We start from the raw sequence: 16,531 nt of genomic DNA, 5'->3' as shown, positions 1-16,531 counted from the left end.
CGAAGGCAACCTTTGCAACCCCGAGCAGCTGCTGCCCCTTTCCCCATGGATATCCGATAAAGCCGCCAATGGAGTAGCTAGCGGCAGCGGAATTTCTATCTTCCGCTCAAATCTACTTTTAACCTGCTTTATCTTATGGATTCTGTTCTTCGTCTGCCCCGTTTTTCTACTTGGCTGCTGGGCCTGCTGCTGGCTTTTTCTACTGCCCAGCTGGCCGTGGCCCAGCGCAAAGCCACGCCCCTGGCCAACGGTACGCCTACCATGACGACAACCGATGGTGTGAAGCTCTACACCAAAGTAGCCGGCAAAGGCTTGCCTTGCGTGTTTGTACACGGCGGCCCCGGCTCGGGCAGCTACGGCATCGAAGCACTGGCTGGCAAAACGCTGGAGCAGAACTTCCAGATGATTTACCTCGACCAGCGCGGTAGCGGCCGCTCGGCCAGTGACCCGAACAAGAACTACGTCATCGACCGGCTTGTGCAGGACCTGGAAGACGTGCGCCAGCAGTTGCAGCTGGAAAAATGGGTGGTGATGTCGCACTCCTTCGGGGGCATCATTGCCACGGCCTACGCCAGCAAATATCCCGAGCGGGTGCAGGGCTTGGTGCTGGTCAACAGCATTCTGAACCTGCCGGCTTCCATGGAAAGCACCGCTACCAACGGCTACCAGCTGCTGCCCGCCGCCAGCCGCCCTCCCATGGACCCCAACGCCCCGTTGCCCCAACGCTTCGGTATGGTGATGGGTATGCTGGGCCAGCAGGGCCTGATGAACAAGTTTATGTATGCCAACGACTCGACGCCGGCCCGCCTGAGCCGGGCTATGAAGGGCGTGCCCACCAACCGCGACTTTGCCACTACGCTGTTCCAGGGCCCGGCCATTCAGGGCTACGTACAGGATCTGACGCCCGCCACGGCCAAGCTGACGATGCCGGTGCTGGTGGTTTCGGGCCAGGACGACTACATGGTGGGCCCCGACCACTACAAGTCCTTTCGCTTCCCCAACCAGCAGGTAGCCCTCGTGCCCGGTCGGCACTACGCCCTCATCGAAAGCCCCACGGAGTTTAACCAAGCCATAGCCACCTTCCTGAAAAAGCTGCCACGCAAGGCTTAGTTGCTACAATAGCTTACCTGCGCCGAAAGGGCCGTCCGTATTATCGGGCGGCCCTTTCTATTGAATTACAGACGGTTCTATCAGTTGAGCCACGAGCAAAGCCCGACCTAGGCGGAAGAAATCCGCAAGGCCGGCAAAAAACTACAACTCGTTGTTTTATATAGTTATATAACAATTTTTATTGCTACTTACGACCAGTTAGTCTTATCCTACTCTCTTCATTATGCAAGGTAATATTGCCCGCTATCTGGAGCCAATCTTCAGTATCGCCGAAAAAACCCACCGGGAAGCTGTTCAGCTACGCGCTGCCAGAGCCCTGGCGCCAGGAGCCGAGGCTCTGCTTGCCGCCCCCACTACCACAGAAGCAGCGGCCCCGGCCAAGCCCGTCATTCCGCGCGAGCTCACCGGCAAGGGGTACCTGGGGTTCCTGCTCCACATCAACGCTGAAATCGAGCATGGCCTGATGGTGCAGTACCTCTACGCCGCCTACAGCATCGGCGGCGAGCAGGTGCCGGAGCAGTACCGCGACCGGGTCCGGCGGTGGCAGGAGGTTATCCTGGGCATTGCGAAAGAGGAAATGGGTCACTTCATTTCCTGTCAGAATGTGCTGCGCCTGATTGGCGCGCCGCTGAACTTCGCCCGCGACGATTACCCCTGGGATACGCCATTCTACCCCTTCCCTTTTACGCTGCAACCCCTCACGCTCGACTCGCTGGCCAAGTACGTTTTTGCGGAGTCGCCGGAAGGCTGGATTGACAGCGACGACCCGATTGCGCGGGAAATTAAGGAAAAGATGCAGCAGGTAACCGCCGATCCGCACCGGGTTGGGACCTTATTCACTGTCATTCTGCAGCTTATTCAGGACCCAGACTTAATTAGCGACGAGGTTTTTCAGTCGAAAACCTACCCCTACCAGGCGAAATTTGACGAGTGGGGCCGGGGCTACACGGGCGGCAACCGGGGCAACACCACCGGGGGCAACCCGCCGGGCACTCCCGATGTGCTGGTGATGCCCCTGCTGTCGCGGGATGATGCCTACAACGCGCTGCTGGCTATATCGGAGCAGGGCGAAGCACCCCACGTGGCCGCCGACGAATCAGGCCCCTCCCACTTTGCGCGGTTCCTGACCATCTACAAGGAAATGCGGGAGGTGCTGGCCAACACCGGCGGCAGCTGGCTACCCTCGCGCAACCTGGCCACCAATCCCTACGTGGGCTCCGGGCAGCCAGACGAAGCCAGCACCAACCTGACCAAGAGCGGCCAGCCTACCGACTATACCTGCGAGCCAATTACGAATGAGGAAGCCAAGGCCTGGGCCGAGTTGTTCAACCTGCGCTACCGTATGCTGCTGAACTATTTGATGCACAGTTTCCAGCTAGACGACAGCGCCGATATCTACGGGACCCGCACGCCCCGGGGCACCATCATTGCCGCCACTTTCGGGGAAATGTACAACCTGCGCAGCATTGCCAACGTGCTGGTGCGGCTGCCGCTCGCCGATACTGGCGACAAGCTGGCCGGCCCGCCCTTCATGATTCCCTACACCCTGGACCTGCCCATGGGGGAACTCAACAAGTGGCTGCAGCACAAAGACCTGCTGGAAGCCTCCGCCACGGTTGCCCACGACATTATGGCCCTGAGCGCCACCAATCAAACGTACCTGAATTCACTGCTAGAAGCCGATAAGCAGCTGCTGCAGCTGGTTACCCAGCTCACGACTAAATCGCCCCTATAAGTTAGCCTACCCCACCATGAATATTATAGCCCTACGCATTCTGCCCCCAATTGCCATTGGCCGGCTGGGCGCTTCCGAAACCCCTCTGGAAGCCTACGACCTAGCCATAGCCGCCGACAAGCCGCTTGATTTCCGGCAGATTATTCCCCGCGACACCTTACAGATAGACACGGCCACCGGCACCGCAACGGAGTACTTGCCAAAGTCCATCCGTTTCAAGGATGCCGCCTCCGTGCGGGCAAAAGACGGTCGTATCCGGCCGGTAGCGCCCTTTCTGGAGGTATTCGCCATCACCGACGAGGCCCCCGACGCGTTGGTGCCGCTCACAGTAGATATGCTGGAGCAGGCGGGTTGCACGATGCAGGATATTCACTGGCAGGTGTCGGTCGGCAATATCAAGGTGTTCCGCCGCACCGGCGATGAGCAGGACAAGATTATTGCCGAGCTGCGGGATATTCGGAGTCACGAAGTACAGGCACTGGCCGGCGTGTGCGGCAATTTTATTGACGGCAAAACCCTGCCCCTGGGCACTGTGCAGTTCATTGCACCCACCCAGGAGTTTCCCCAGATTCGGCTACGGTTTGTGCCCGCTACGGGGGCCGTGTACGGGGCCGCCCTGGAGCGGCAAAAAGACGACACGGGCACAATGCAGCCGGACCCGATTATTCAGTTGGAGGAGCAGATTCTCTACGACAAGCAGAAAGGTAAGTGGCTAGGATATTCCGAAACGGGCACTCCCAACCCGCTCTACACAAACCCGGCGCAGATATTCGCGGGCTACAACGCCAGCAATGGCAACCGCGTGAGCTGGGGCTACCTCGACGACGAGTGTGACGGGTTCGTGGAGTTTCACCTGCAAGCCCCGGGAGGCCCGCTGCTGGCCCGGGCCCACATTAGCGCGGGGCCACCGGCTTTTGCGCCCGATACGCTGCCCGTGCGGGTTGTGTCGGATGAGCTGGAGCAGATTCTGCTGGGGCCGGAAGTAGACGGAGCCACCATTGATGAGGCCGAAGAAATCGTGCGGCGGGCCCTGGAAACAGTGCGGCTCATGAATACGGCGGTGATGAATGGCAACCCCTTCGAAGGCAAATGGAACACGGCCAGCACCATGGTCCGCCAGGACACCAACGACTTCGGCCGGCTATATGAGCCCATCATGGCCCAGTCCATCGTCGACAATCTGGCGGTACTGGCCCTGCACGACCGGATTTTCAGTGGCCTGAGTACCGGGGCCGCGCCGTGGTTTTCCGACGTGTTCCGCCGGCCCGATCAAATCGGGGACTTATCGGATAGAATGCGCCGGAAGATGCCGGCCCTTATGCGCGGCGCCGACGGTCGGGCCCTCACACTCACGCACCGGCAGATTAATACGGTTATTAAAGCGGCCGTCAGCGCCATGTTTGAGGACCAAGTACCGGCAGCAACCACGGCAGCTCCCGCCGCCGAAGCGCCGCTGAAAGCGGCCAACCTCACGGCGCAACTGCACTACCAGGCCAAGGGCAACCCTATTTCGGTACTGCCGCGCACGGCCATTTCCAACTGCTTTCCGGGCTTGGAGTTTGACTTCCGCAATCTGTGGCGCCGCGTTTTTCAGGGTATCGTGCTGATTGAGAACAACAACTACGTACTAGAAACCACGGAGGAGTACCAGCATCTGCTGCATTGCCGCCTGGTAGCCGTCGACCATAAGCTGACTACGGTAGCCACCAGCGGGCCGGTATTTCCGGGCGGCGACAATGTGCCACTGCAGACCGCCGACAACCCCAACGGAGTGTCCTTCATGGAATGGTCAAACTCACTGGCCGATGTGCTGCAGAAACAGGGCCAGGAAGTGGTATGTCACTTTACGAAAAACCCCAGCCTGCACGAGGTGGTAGCCAACAAGGATGACCTCTCTAATCCGGAAAAGTACCAGCAAGCAACCCTGACGGTAAACCACATCTTCATGCCCGACAGCGCGGCGCTGTCGGACGAGATTATCAAGCCGGGCGAGCTTACCCAGGGGCTTTGCGCCCCCTGGCAAAACGATTACCGGGAATGTGCCTGCTACTACTGGGCCGCCAGCCGCCCCGATTTCGTGAACGTGCAGCCCAACGAAAGAGGCCTCAGCGCCGGCGACAACTGGATGGCGAAGAAGCGCTCCGGCGAGTATATTCCCGACGACCGCACTGACAGTCGACTACTGTCTTACGACGACCTGTTCAAAAACTGGCAGGGAGAGCTCAGCTTTATTATTCAGGGCCAGGACGCCATTGAAACCGCCTCCGGCAGCCCCGACTCAGCCGTTTGATGCTTACTACTATGAGTTACGATATTGAGCAGGCCGATACCAAAAGTATAGCAACCATCTTATCCCGGCAGATAGCAGCGCAGGCACGGCCCCTATCCGCGCAGATTCACCTGATTCAGGCCGGTAGTGCCACCAAGCTGTTCGTTGTGAACGGCAGCCGACTCTACGACATTTCCCAGGAGCTGGAGCAGCGCCTGCGCGCCTATTTGCTGGCCGGCGACGAAACCGGCATCACCCAAGAGCTGAACACGCTGGGAATAACGGCGCCGGAGTACGTCACCGATGTGCCGCTGCAGGCACCGGCGCTGTATGCGCTGTCGTTGGCCGTGGCGCAAAAGTGCAATATGGGCTGCTCCTACTGCTACGCCAACCAAGGCGACTTTGGCGGCGCAGTAAAAAATATGAGCCTCGAAACCGCGCTGCAATCTATTGATCTGCTGCTGGCGGACTGCCCAGTGGGAGGCAAGGCCCAACTCACGTTTCTGGGAGGTGAGCCGCTTATCAACCGGCCGGTGCTGCGGGCCGCTACCCTGTACGCAGCTACTAAGGCGCGGGAAAAGCAAATCCGGCTGGGCTTCTCCATCACCACCAACGGTACGCTGCTCACCGAAGCCGACGCCGTTTTTTTCGAAGAATACGGCTTTTCCGTTACCATCAGCCTAGATGGTAAGCAGGAGCAGCACGACCAGCTACGGCCCATGAAAGGCGGGCGTGGGAGCTACGCCGTCATTATGGAAAAGATAAAGCCGCTGCTCGCCCGGCAGCGCCAGATGCAGGTGGCCGCCCGCGTAACGGTAACGCCCACCAACGTAGATCTGGCCGAGACGCTGGATGAGTTTATCGGCCTCGGCTTCCATAGCGTAGGCTTTTCGCCGCTGCTCAATTCGAGCAGCGGCACGGGAGAAATGTCGGCCGAGGACCTGGAAAGTATGTTGCAGGCCATGATTGAATGCGGGCTGAACTTCGAGCAAAAGTCGCTGGCCGGGGTGCGGTACCCGTTTCTCAACATGGTGAATGCCCTCAAGGAAGTGGCCAAGGGCACGCACCGACCCTACCCGTGCGGGGCCGGGGCCGGCTACATGGGTGTATCAGCCGATGGTGAGCTGGCCGCCTGCCACCGCTTCGTGAATGAGCCGGCCGGCGCAATGGGCAACCTGAATACCGGCGTAGACCACGAGCGGCAGAACAGCTGGCTGGCCGCCCGGCATGTGCATACTCAGGAGCCCTGCAACCAGTGCTGGGCCCGCTACCTCTGCGGCGGCGGCTGCCACCACGAAGTGCTGTCGAAGGGCCGGAACGCCTGTGAGTATATCCGCAGCTGGCTGTACTATACTATTCAGGCCCAAACCCGAATCGACCGGCTGGTACCGGGCCAGTTCGAGTAGGCGAAGTGCCGGTAATGAGTTTCCCTCCTGCATTTGATGTCGTTATCATTGGCGGTGGCCCCGCCGGGAGCTGCGCCGCACTCCGGCTCCTGGGCATGGGCCATACGGTGGCCCTGGTCGAAGCCGAAGCGTTTCCCCGGAGCCAGATCGGGGAAGCATTGTCGCCAGGCGTTGGCAGTATCCTAGAATACTTGGGGGCCGATGGGCTCCTGGAAAGCATCGGGGGTATCAGCGGCCTCACTTCCCGCATAATATGGGAATCAACCACGGCCAGCAGCTACCAGAAAGCCGGGGGCGTGGTGGTGAGCCGGGGGGCTTTCGATGCGGGTCTGCTGGCGTTGGCGGTGAGCCGGGGCCTATGCCTGTTTCAGCCGGCGCGGTACACGGCCAGTATTTTCCGGGAGCCGACTTGGTATATCAGCATTGCCAGTAACGGCGCTTTGCAGGAATTGACGGCCTCTTTCGTAGTAGATGCGCGCGGCCGGCGCGGTGGCCGCAGCAGCTCCCGCATAGCCACCGCCCCCACCAGCGCGGCCCTATGGGCTGACCTGCCGGCGAAGCTACTGCCGGCGGAAGTATTGGTGGAAGCCCTCGAAGCGGGCTGGCTCTGGGGCTCTCCCGTGGCGGGGCAGCAGTTCAGGACAATGCTTTTTACAGATGCGGCGGCACTCAGGCACGAGTCGCCGGGGGCCCTGTTTCGGGCCTTTACCGCTCGTAGTCAGCTGTTTCAGACGGTGAGTAGAGATGCGTCGTCGGTACCAACCGAGGCTTGCCTGGTGCACAACTACGTGCATGCCAAGCCCTGGAACAAGAACTACCTCCGCATCGGGGAGTGCGCGTTTTCGCTGGATCCACTCTCTTCCTCGGGGGTGGAAAAAGCCATGCGCTTTTCCCTGCAGGCCGCTTTGGCTGTCAACACCGCCCTGCGCAAGCCAGGGAGCCGCCTGGCCCAGGAGTACTTCGAGAGCCAGCTCATCGAGTCCACAGTCAGCCATACGCGCTGGACGCGCGACTATTACGCCAGCGCCTGGCCCGGCCAACGCCAATCGTTCTGGCAGCAGAGAGCCGCCTTTGAGCCGGCTGGCAGTGCTACCGCAAGTACCTTTGGCGCAAAGCTAGCGGCTGCCTTTGGGGTCGTCGACAAAAAGCCTTCCGCTGCTCCACGGCCAGATATTGATTTACGGACAGCTTTGCCGGCCTTGTGGAATCGGCAAATCCGGACTTCGCCCCGACTTCGCTATGTTACGGCTACCTGTGTTACCGGTGACCTACTGGAAGAAAGAACGGCGGTAAGCCACCCGAATCTGCCGAAGCCCATAACGTTCATTCAGGAGGCCGACATTATTCCGCTACTGGCAATGGCAGCAGAAGCCACCAGTTTTGGCGACCTGCTTAGCCGCTGGAACCAGCGGCTGCCGCTGCCGCAGGCCGCCCGCACGGCCATTAGCCTCCTGGACACCGGCATTTTGTACCTGTTGTAAGTAACACTAGCAGTGGCGTTCCTGGCATCAGCCAAGCCATAAGCCCAACCTCTACCAAGAGCACCACTGCTAGCATATTTGGGAGCCAATAGTCCTGGTCGGACCTACTGGATGAAGTGCGGCCGAATCAGGTTTTCGAAGGTGAAGATTTCGTCCCACTTGGCCTGGGTGAGCAGCCCGCGCTCCGTCACGGCCACATCGTACACCGATTTGCCGGTGCGCAGCGCCTCCTTGGCAATTTCGGCGCTGGTTTCGTAGCCCAGCACCGGGTTCAGCTGCGTCACGATGCCGATGCTGTTGCGCACCTGGTTTTCGGCGTGCTGCACGTTGGCTGTAATGCCCACCACGCACTTCTCGCGCAGGGTACGGCAGGCGCGGGTCATGTAGGAAATAGAGGTAAACAGGGCAAACGAAATAACGGGCTCCATCACGTTGAGTTGCAGCTGCCCGGCCTCGGCAGCCATGGTTACCGTCAGGTCGGCCCCGATAACGTAGAAGGCCGTCTGATTTACCACCTCGGGCACTACAGGGTTCACCTTGCCCGGCATGATGCTGGAGCCCGGCTGCAGCGGCGGCAGGTTGATTTCGTTGAAGCCGGTGCGTGGCCCCGACGAGAGCAGCCGCAAATCGTTGCAGATCTTGGAGAGCTTTACGGCGGTGCGCTTCAGTACCCCGGAGAGCTGCACGTAAGCGCCCGTGTCGTAAGTAGCTTCTATCAGGTCGCCGGCCAGGCTCAGGTCGAGGCCGGTGATGGTGCGCAGGTGCTCGGTAACTAGCTCGGCGTAGCCGTTGGGGGCATTCACGCGGGTACCGATGGCCGTAGCGCCCATATTGATTTCACTGATGAGACGGCGCGAGTCCTCGATGCGGAGCAATTCCTCGCGCAGGTTGGTGGCAAAGGCCTTGAACTCGTCGCCCATGCTCATCGGCACGGCATCCTGGAGCTGGGTGCGGCCCATTTTAAGTACGTTCCGGAATTCCTCGCCCTTGGCGGCAAAGGCATCGGCCAGTTCGCCCAGCGTTTGGGCGTAGCCTACCAGCTTATTGCTGAGCGCAATGCGGAAAGCCGTGGGGTAAGCGTCATTAGTGCTTTGCGAGCAGTTGACGTGGTTGTTGGGGTGGCAATACTGGTACTCGCCTTTCTGGTGGCCCATCAGCTCGAGGGCCACGTTGGCAATTACCTCGTTGGCGTTCATATTCACCGACGTGCCCGCCCCGCCCTGAATCATGTCGGTCAGAAACTGGTCGTCGTACTGGCCGACGGCTACTTTGTCGCAGGCTAGGGCAATGTGCTTGGCAATGTTGGCATCGAGCACGCCCAACTCCTTATTGGCCAGGGCCGCGGCCTTTTTCACGTAGGCCAACGACTGCACAAACAGCGGCTCGGTGCGCAGCGGAATGCCGGTGATGTCGAAGTTTTCCAGAGCCCGCAGCGTCTGGATGCCGTAATACGCGTGCTCAGGAATGGCCCGTTCGCCAAGAAAGTCGTGCTCAAGCCGGGAATTTGTCATAAGAAAACCGTTCAGGTAGGTGGTGGCCCTTCTACGCAAACAGAGGAGCTAGGGCGGAAAGAAAAACAACTGTGGGCCCTGCGGCGGCCCGGGCCGGCAAGTACCGATTTTTCCCCGACAGCTCCACCGCAAGCTACCCTACTACGGCTGGGCTTTTCTGGTCGCGGTAGGCCGAGGGCGTCTGACCGGTGAGGCGACGGAAAGTGCGGTTGAAGTGCGACAGGTTGTTGAAGCCGCTGGCGTAGCTCACCTCCGTAATGGGTAAATCCTGGAGCAGCAGCAGCCGGGCATGACTGATACGGTACTCCTGCAGGAAATTGGTGAGCGTCTGGCTGGTCATCTTCTTGAAGTAGCGGCAGAAGGCGGGCACCGACAGGTTGGCAATATCGGCCAGCTCCTGCACCGTAATAGGCTCGGCAAAGTGCTCCTGAATGTACTGGTAGATGCGGCCCAGGCGTTTCTGTTCCTTTACCTGCGCCCCAGAGCTGCCCATATCGGCGTGCAGCGGAGTTACGTCGGGCGCTTCGGCCAGTTGGTAGAGCAGCTGCAGCAGCGTGAGCAGGCGCCGGGCCGCCGGCTGCTCACTCATCTGGCGCAGCGCGTCGCCCACGGCGGCCCGGGTTGCGGGGCCAAATGAAAGGCCCTGGGCCGAGCGCACAAACAGCTGCTGCACGGCTGCCAGCTCGGGCCGCTGCAGGAAAGTTTCACCCAGAAAGTCGGCCCGCAGCTGCACTACCACCTGCTCGAAGGGGCCGTGCTGCTCGTGGCTGAAGCTGAGGTGGGGCAGATTGGGGCCCATAAACAGCAGCTCGCCGCCTTCGTAGTGCGACACGTGCTGCCCGATGTGCCGCCGCCCGCTGCCCTGCGGAATGTAGAGCAGCTCGTATTCGGGGTGGTAGTGCCAGAGAATTCCGCCTTCCTGCGCCTCCGTGTAATGCAGCAGCGTGAAGGAGCTACCGGCTGAGGGTTGAATGGGTTCAAATTCGAGCTTCATACTTAGTTAACATGGAACTGGGTACTACAATCCATTTAACGACTAATTTAGTTAAAATAGTATTACAAGTAGCCAATCAGTAGGTAGTGAGTGTACTGGCACCGCTCTACCTTTGCCTTTGTAATCTGAGAAGTTATGCTACGCCTGCCGACTCACCGCCTATCCGGCCCGGTTCATCTGAGCCGGGCCCGGTGGGCGGTAACGCTTATTTTCTTCCTGCACGGCCTGCTGTTTGCCAACTGGGCCGCCCGCCTGCCCGAGCTGGAGCACCGCTACAACATCGAGCATAGTGAGTTGGGCCAGGTGTTGTTCTGCAACGCCGTGGGTGCCTGGTGCGCTATGCCCCTGGCCAGCTGGCTGATGCCCCGCCTCGGCAGCCGCCGGCTAACGACCATCGGCGCCGTCTTGTTCTGTGTCTTCATTCCCGGTCTGGCCCTGTTGCACAGTGTGGGGCAGCTTATGGCCCTGTTTCTGGTGCTGGGTGCGGCTACGGGTTTGCTCGATGTAGCCATGAATGCCCAGGCCATTCAGGTAGAGCAGCAACGCCGGCAGCCTATCATGTCGTCGTTTCACGCGGCGTTCAGCCTCGGCGGCATGCTGGGTGCCGGCGCCGGCGCCCTGGCTGCTCATATGAGCGTTGACTTTGCCAATCACCTGCTGAGCTTTTCCCTGGTTAGTCTGGCGCTGGTAGCAGTTGCCGCTTTCCAACTACTGCCAGTTGGTACGCCTGAAGCCGAAATTACTCCGCAAGCTGCTCAGCCCGGCTTTCAATGGCCCAGCCGGTTGGTGCTCGGTCTGGGGGTAGTGGCCTTCTGCTCAATGCTGGCCGAGGGCGCCATGGCCGACTGGAGCACTATTTACCTGGTGCAGGATACGGCCGCCAGTGCGGCGCTGGCCCCGTTGGGTTACGCGGCCTTCTCCCTGGCTATGGCCGTCGGCCGGATTTTCGGGGATGCCCTGGCCCTGCGTTTCGGGCCGCAGCGCCTGGTAGTGGTAGGTGGCCTGCTGGCTTTAGTGGGGCTACTGAGCCTGCTGCTGGTACCACTCACGGCCGTCGGTATTGGTGGGCTGTTTCTGATTGGCCTGGGCCTGGCCACCATCATTCCCACCGTGTTCAGTGCCGCTGGTCAGCAGCACGACCTTTCTCCCGGCATCGCGCTGGGCATCATTTCCACCATCGGCTACGGGGGCTTCCTGCTGGGGCCACCCGTTATCGGCTGGCTCGCCGACGCCCTGACCCTACGCTGGGCGCTGGGCATTGTAGCAGGCCTGTTTGTGGTGCTGGTCAGCGTGGGGCTTAACCTCCGCTTGGCTGCACCCCAAACGGCCAGGCCACAGCCTGCCACATAGGTCGGCTAACAGTGGCCAGCTCCAGAGCCTGCACATTACCCAACGGACCTGCTCGCTCAGGCTGGCAGTCCGTCCCAGTTGATTTCCGCAATAAGCTGCTGCCTTACCGCTGGTGGCATTGTGCTTACTGCCTGAACCTCAAACGCTACACTCCATGAAAACCGATAATTCATTCACCGGCCCGCTGGCTAATCTGGCCCCACGCCAAACTCACGAGCTGAAGATCTGGCCAGCCTGCTTTGCCGCCGTCGAGTCGGGGGCCAAGCCCTTCGACGTGCGCCAGAACGACCGCAACTTCCAGGTGGGCGACGTGCTGCTACTGCGTGAGTACGAACCCGAAACCGAGCAATACAGCGGCCAGACCGTGCTACGGGCCGTGAGCTACGTGCTGCTCGGCGGTTCCTTCGGCCTTGAGGCCGGCTGGTGCGTGGTCGGCTTCGGCTCCTTGCCGCCCTTGCCGCCCGGCATCAACGACACCAAGCTCTGGTAGAGCCTGCCAAGGGTATTTTCCTGCCGGCGCCTATGTCATCAGCCAACCGGTTTTTCCTCACTTTACTTTCTCTCGTATGTATATTCCTCCTGTCTGGCATCTTTCTGCCGATAATACCCCGCGCTTTCTGCGGCAGCTGCGCCTGCTTTGGCTGCGCCACACTCCTTACCTTCGTCGAAATAAAAAAGCCTGGTCGTATTAACCAGGCTTTTTTTATTGTAGGAGTTTCTGCGACGCCGTTATTCCCTAGAGCTTGGATTCCTGCAGCAGTACGCTCCGCTGCGACGATTCCCGCACCAACAATTTGGGTTGCAGAACTACCTGCCGAGGCTGCACTTTCTGCGGGCCTTCATGAATCATTTCCAGTAGTAGCTGCACCGCCGTGCGGCCCATTTCTTCGCACCGCTGGTCTACTGAGGTCAGCATGGGCTCTGTCAGGGAGTCAAACAGCTCGTTGCTGAAGCCCGCCAGGGCCACATCCTGCGGAATACGCAGCCCGCGCCGCTTCACAATCTGCATGGCCCCTACCAGCGCCAGGTCGTTGCAGGAAAAAACGGCGTCCACCTGCGGGGCTTGGCTCAGCAACAACTCCATGCCCTGCCGCCCATCCTGCATCGACAGGTCGCTGAAATGCACCAGCGCTGGGTCTACTGGTATGTTGTGCTGCGCCAGGGCATCGGCGTAGCCCTGATACCGGTTACGGCAGATATTCAGGTGCTGCGGCCCACCCAGGTGGGCAATGTGCCGGCAGCCTTCCTCAATAAGGTGGCATACGGCCTGGTAGCCGCCCTGATAATCGTCTAGTACGACGGCACTCACATTGGTGCTTTCCAGGGCCCGGTCAAAGAACACCAGCGGAATGTCGCGCCGTCGCACGTCGTCCAGGTACTGGTAGTCGTGTGTCGATAAGGACAAAGACAGCAGAATACCATCGACCTGCGCATTGACTAGGGTTTCGATGTTCTTCTGTTCCTGGGCCGCGTCCTCATTCGACTGGCAGATCATCACGTTGAAGCCAGCCTGATTGGCAATAGTTTCAATGCCCTTCACGACCAAAGCAAAAAACTGCCCATCAATGTGAGGCACTACTACACCCAGCGTATTGCTACGGCCCTTACGTAGCGCAGCAGCCAACTGGTTGGGCTGGTAGTTCAACTCTTTCGCCAACTCCCAGACCCGCTTTTTAGTAGCCGCGCTAATACGGCTATGGTCACTCAGCGCCCGCGAAACGGTCGAAACCGACAGATTGAGTTGGGCAGCAAGATCGGATATGGAAGCGCGATGAATAGACACAAGAAGCAGGGAAATGGAGAGCAAGTTCGCACAAATCGGCTAATCAGCTGCCTGGGCTACGGGACAGTCATTTGGAGAACCGCCAAAACTAGTCAGTGGTTCAGGCTGGTACATCAGCAATATTACTGTTTCCAGACCGAGTAAGCCGGGCAGTAGGCTTTGCTAAGGCGCTACAAGATGAATAGTTGGTTACAATTGTGCAAACGTTTGCACAATTGTAACCAACTTCCTACATTCGGCTCTTCAAACTCTTTTTCGGTTGAGAGGATATTGCCGCGTCCTTCCTGGGCGGCTAATAATGCCCAAAACCTTCCACCGGTAGTCATTGCCAGTATTCGTCAGTTAAGTCCATGGGTCGTCATCGTCATTCCTTGAGCCTGTCCCGCAAGCAACAGGCCTACCTCGCTGATTTCATCAATTCTGACATTCTCTCCAAGCAGCAGCGCAACCGCGCCCAGGTGCTCCAGCACTGGGTTTCCGACCTGTCGGTGCAGGAGTCGGGCGAACTGCTGGGCCTGAGCATCGACCGGGTGTACAGTATGCGCCGGGCTTTCTCGCAGCAAGGCTTCAAAGACTATCTGCACGCTGTACCTCGTTGTGGCGCGCCCAATAAGCTGACGCCCAAGCTCGAAACCCTGTTACGTCGTCTCACCCAACAGGCCGCGGCCAAAGGCAAGCGCCTTACGCTGGCCCTCATTGCCAAGCGGGTGGTAGAGCTAGGCTATGCCGACCGTATCTGCACCGTCACGGTACAGCGGGCCCTGCGGCAGGTGCAAGCTGCCAGCCTTGCCTCCACCGACCAGTCGGCCTATGCTATGGTGCAAAGCACCCGCATTGCCGAAGAGCAAGCTGCTTAGTAGTACTCACGTCTCATTTCAGCGCAATTCCTCCGCAGAGCCTGGGCTTCGCGGAGGAATTTTGCTTTATAAGGGCTGAGCAAAGGGTACTGCCTGTGGCAAGCCCAGCCACTGTCCGCTTCATTCGCGTATCAGCAGAGTCACCTTTTCTGCGCGTTATGTACCAACGTTTTTTACTCGCGGCCTGGCTGTTGCTAGCCGGGCCGGTTTACGCCCAGCCAGCTACTCCCCGACAGCTATTTCCTGGCTTATTTGAAGCTGTGCAACTGGGTCACGTATTTCCCGATAATAAAACGTTCGTCGACGCGGTACCATTACAGACGCCAGCCATTATTCTGGCCGCCTGGCAGCAGCAAAGCCAACAACCGGGCTTTGATCTGAGCCGTTTCGTGCGGGCCCATTTTCAGCTACCTACTGAAGCTACGGCCGTTTACCGCAGTGATGTCACCAAGGGCCTGCGGCATCACCTTGATACCCTCTGGACAGTGCTGCAGCGCCCGGCTACTAGCACCGTAGTGCCCTACTCGTCCCTGCTGCCTCTGCCCAAGCCCTATCTGGTGCCGGGTGGCCGCTTTCGGGAAATTTATTACTGGGATTCCTATTTCACTATGCTGGGGCTACGCGAGGCGCATCGCACTACCCTACTACGCAGCATGACCGACAATTTCGCTTATCTCATCGAGCAATATGGCTTCATTTCCAACGGCAACCGTACCTATTACCTGACCCGCTCCCAGCCGCCCTTTTTTTCGCTCATGGTAGAGCTATTGGCCCAAGAGCAAGGTGATACGGTCCTGCTGCGTTACCAGCCACAGCTACTAAAGGAATATGCTTATTGGATGGCGGGGGCCGAGCCATTGCCGCGCGGGCAGGCCACACAACGGGTGGTGCGTTTACCAGGTGGCGAGTTGCTGAACCGCTATTGGGACAGCAGCAGTGAGCCCCGCGAAGAATCCTATGCCGAAGATGTCGCCGCTGCTAAAATCAGTAAACGTCCCGCCACCGAATTCTACCGCGACATTCGCGCTGCTGCCGCTTCCGGCTGGGACTTCAGCACCCGTTGGTTTGGTCCCGATGGCAGCCTATCCAGCATCCGCACTACCGCGCTGTTACCTGTTGACCTGAATTGCCTATTGGTTGCTTTAGAGCAAACTATAGCCCGCAGCTACACCATTGCCAACAAGAAAGCAGCCGCCCAGTTGTGGCAACAACGAGCCAAGCAGCGGCAGCAGGCAATCAGCCTGTACTGCTGGAATGAAAAGGCTGCCTGGTTCACCGATTACGACTGGACGCGCCAGCAGCCCAGCCCACTACGCACGCTGGCCGGCGTATTCCCGCTAGCTTTTGCCACCGCCAGCTCAAAGCAAGCTATAGTTATTGCCAAAGGGTTGCAGGCCGATTTTCTGAAGCAAGGTGGTTTACTGACCACTTTGGCCAAAAGTGGCCAGCAATGGGACGCGCCCAATGCTTGGGCCCCTTTACAGTATATAGCCATTCAGGGGCTACACCGCTACCACCAGCAGGCTTTAGCTGATACAGTAACCCAACGCTGGGTAAAGCTCAATACACGGGTATTCCAGCAAACGGGCAAGCTATTGGAAAAATATAATGTACTGAATACTTCGCTCTTAGCTGGTGGAGGAGAATATGCTTTGCAGGATGGTTTTGGATGGACTAATGGAGTTCTACTAAGCCTTCTTAACAGAAAAGCAAAAGCGGTAGCTAAGTAAGTACCTAGCTAAGCGTAAGTTACGCACTATACCAACGCTGTCATGCTATAATAATGCTTTGCCACTCACCCGACAAGGATATAGCTATGGTCACTTACTGACAGTCCTTTCCAGGAGCAACTGGTAAGCCTCTATCCGCCCCTGAGCTACCCCGTCTAGTGGCACGCGAGAGGTGGTGGGGCGGGTAGGGCGGGCTGTAAACGAGCAATGCCCCGTCCGCAGCACGCAGCGCGGAGGGGGCATTGGCAAAGAAAAGGTTGGCGGCGACCGACTCTCCCGCCGGTGAAGGCAGTACCATAGGCGCT

12 protein-coding genes are annotated in these 16,531 nt (G+C 59.1%); 9 read left to right on the top strand and 3 right to left on the bottom strand.

Annotation, left to right across the window (positions count from 1 at the left end):
* Positions 1-135 precede the first annotated feature (135 nt).
* From LGH74_RS00060 to qhpG, 5 genes are all read left to right on the top strand, one after another.
* The gene (locus LGH74_RS00060; protein ID WP_226170048.1) at positions 136-1,110 is read left to right on the top strand and encodes an alpha/beta fold hydrolase; all 975 of its coding nucleotides are present in this window, start codon (positions 136-138) and stop codon (positions 1,108-1,110) included.
* A gap of 223 nt (positions 1,111-1,333) precedes the next feature.
* Positions 1,334-2,845, top strand: a complete 1,512-nt coding sequence (locus LGH74_RS00055; protein WP_226170045.1) for a ferritin-like protein — start codon at positions 1,334-1,336, stop codon at positions 2,843-2,845.
* Positions 2,846-2,861: 16 nt separating this feature from the next.
* Entirely contained in the window at positions 2,862-5,135 is a 2,274-nt protein-coding gene (locus LGH74_RS00050; RefSeq protein WP_226170042.1) for a hypothetical protein, read from the top strand.
* Positions 5,136-5,146: 11 nt separating this feature from the next.
* The gene (locus LGH74_RS00045; protein ID WP_226170039.1) at positions 5,147-6,520 is read left to right on the top strand and encodes a radical SAM/SPASM domain-containing protein; all 1,374 of its coding nucleotides are present in this window, start codon (positions 5,147-5,149) and stop codon (positions 6,518-6,520) included.
* Positions 6,521-6,534: 14 nt separating this feature from the next.
* The gene (qhpG, locus tag LGH74_RS00040; RefSeq protein ID WP_226170035.1) at positions 6,535-8,001 is read left to right on the top strand and encodes a flavin-dependent monooxygenase QhpG; all 1,467 of its coding nucleotides are present in this window, start codon (positions 6,535-6,537) and stop codon (positions 7,999-8,001) included.
* A 104-nt stretch (positions 8,002-8,105) separates the two neighbouring features.
* On the opposite strand, the gene aspA is transcribed toward qhpG, so the two are convergent.
* A complete protein-coding gene (aspA, locus tag LGH74_RS00035) occupies positions 8,106-9,512 on the bottom strand; it encodes an aspartate ammonia-lyase (protein WP_226170032.1) in 1,407 nt (468 codons plus the stop codon).
* 133 nt (positions 9,513-9,645) lie between these two features.
* Positions 9,646-10,506, bottom strand: coding sequence for an AraC family transcriptional regulator (locus LGH74_RS00030; RefSeq protein ID WP_226170029.1), 861 nt, complete (start codon positions 10,504-10,506; stop codon positions 9,646-9,648).
* A 135-nt stretch (positions 10,507-10,641) separates the two neighbouring features.
* Between LGH74_RS00030 and LGH74_RS00025 the strand changes: the two genes are divergently transcribed.
* Together LGH74_RS00025 and LGH74_RS00020 are read left to right on the top strand one after the other, a co-directional pair.
* The gene (locus LGH74_RS00025; RefSeq protein WP_226170026.1) at positions 10,642-11,856 is read left to right on the top strand and encodes an MFS transporter; all 1,215 of its coding nucleotides are present in this window, start codon (positions 10,642-10,644) and stop codon (positions 11,854-11,856) included.
* Between the two features lie 154 nt (positions 11,857-12,010).
* Entirely contained in the window at positions 12,011-12,346 is a 336-nt protein-coding gene (locus LGH74_RS00020; RefSeq protein ID WP_226170023.1) for an ASCH/PUA domain-containing protein, read from the top strand.
* Between the two features lie 246 nt (positions 12,347-12,592).
* Here the strand turns inward: LGH74_RS00020 and LGH74_RS00015 are convergent, their stop codons facing one another.
* Complete coding sequence (locus tag LGH74_RS00015; RefSeq protein ID WP_226170020.1) at positions 12,593-13,639, bottom strand: LacI family DNA-binding transcriptional regulator; 1,047 nt, start codon at positions 13,637-13,639, stop codon at positions 12,593-12,595.
* Between the two features lie 350 nt (positions 13,640-13,989).
* Between LGH74_RS00015 and LGH74_RS00010 the strand changes: the two genes are divergently transcribed.
* The gene (locus tag LGH74_RS00010) at positions 13,990-14,496 is read left to right on the top strand and encodes a COG3415 family protein (protein WP_226170017.1); all 507 of its coding nucleotides are present in this window, start codon (positions 13,990-13,992) and stop codon (positions 14,494-14,496) included.
* A gap of 158 nt (positions 14,497-14,654) precedes the next feature.
* Positions 14,655-16,226: an alpha,alpha-trehalase TreA gene (treA, locus tag LGH74_RS00005; RefSeq protein WP_226170014.1), complete on the top strand. Its 1,572-nt coding sequence runs from the start codon at positions 14,655-14,657 to the stop codon at positions 16,224-16,226.
* Positions 16,227-16,531: the final 305 nt, after the last annotated feature.

It is taken from the genome of Hymenobacter lucidus (assembly GCF_020447265.1).
GTDB lineage: Bacteria > Bacteroidota > Bacteroidia > Cytophagales > Hymenobacteraceae > Hymenobacter > Hymenobacter lucidus.
Note: the sequence above shows the minus strand (reverse complement) of the source record. Positions and strands in the feature narration are given on the sequence as shown.

Excerpts from the sequence above, each read along its gene's own strand:
- LGH74_RS00050 (WP_226170042.1), top strand. The coding sequence starts at position 2,862 with ATGAATATTATAGCCCTACGCATTCTGCCCCCAATTGCCATTGGCCGG.
- LGH74_RS00025 (WP_226170026.1), top strand. The coding sequence starts at position 10,642 with ATGCTACGCCTGCCGACTCACCGCCTATCCGGCCCGGTTCATCTGAGC.
- LGH74_RS00045 (WP_226170039.1), top strand. The coding sequence starts at position 5,147 with ATGAGTTACGATATTGAGCAGGCCGATACCAAAAGTATAGCAACCATC.
- LGH74_RS00020 (WP_226170023.1), top strand. The coding sequence starts at position 12,011 with ATGAAAACCGATAATTCATTCACCGGCCCGCTGGCTAATCTGGCCCCA.
- LGH74_RS00030 (WP_226170029.1), bottom strand. The coding sequence starts at position 10,506 with ATGAAGCTCGAATTTGAACCCATTCAACCCTCAGCCGGTAGCTCCTTC.
- treA (WP_226170014.1), top strand. The coding sequence starts at position 14,655 with ATGTACCAACGTTTTTTACTCGCGGCCTGGCTGTTGCTAGCCGGGCCG.
- qhpG (WP_226170035.1), top strand. The coding sequence starts at position 6,535 with ATGAGTTTCCCTCCTGCATTTGATGTCGTTATCATTGGCGGTGGCCCC.
- aspA (WP_226170032.1), bottom strand. The coding sequence starts at position 9,512 with ATGACAAATTCCCGGCTTGAGCACGACTTTCTTGGCGAACGGGCCATT.
- LGH74_RS00010 (WP_226170017.1), top strand. The coding sequence starts at position 13,990 with ATGGGTCGTCATCGTCATTCCTTGAGCCTGTCCCGCAAGCAACAGGCC.
- LGH74_RS00060 (WP_226170048.1), top strand. The coding sequence starts at position 136 with ATGGATTCTGTTCTTCGTCTGCCCCGTTTTTCTACTTGGCTGCTGGGC.
- LGH74_RS00055 (WP_226170045.1), top strand. The coding sequence starts at position 1,334 with ATGCAAGGTAATATTGCCCGCTATCTGGAGCCAATCTTCAGTATCGCC.